Origin of the sequence: Yersinia sp. 1252 StPb PI (genome assembly GCF_048593885.1) — a bacterium.
GTDB classification, from domain to species: Bacteria; Pseudomonadota; Gammaproteobacteria; order Enterobacterales; family Enterobacteriaceae; genus Yersinia; species Yersinia enterocolitica_E.
This window is the reverse complement of the sequence record NZ_JAZGQE010000571.1, coordinates 1-247: the sequence shown is the minus strand read 5'-3', so window position 1 is coordinate 247 and position 247 is coordinate 1. Positions and strand designations below refer to the sequence as shown.

Sequence of the window (247 nt, the reverse complement as noted above, 5' to 3'; positions counted from 1 at the left end):
TAGCGAGACAACGACGCGCAGCGGCGGCCCGAAGGGTGAGGAACGCAGTGACGAATAATCCTTCCCCCACCACCATCTCCTAGAGTTATTCCAATCCAATAAAAACAATAAAAATCAAAGATATTGCCATCGGGGAAGGTAAGAACCTTCGACAAGGTTCGCGCCGAGCATAGCGAGACAACGACGCGCAGCGGCGGCCCGAAGGGTGAGGAACGCAGTGACGAATAATCCTTCCCCCACCACCATC

Annotated in this window: 2 other RNA genes; both read left to right on the top strand. The window is 54.3% G+C overall.

Annotated features, from left to right (window positions below):
* Positions 1-75: non-coding RNA, RtT sRNA (locus tag V2A85_RS24770), on the top strand; the annotation flags it as partial.
* 43 nt (positions 76-118) lie between these two features.
* A non-coding RNA gene (locus V2A85_RS24765) (RtT sRNA) lies at positions 119-245 on the top strand.
* Positions 246-247 lie beyond the last annotated feature (2 nt).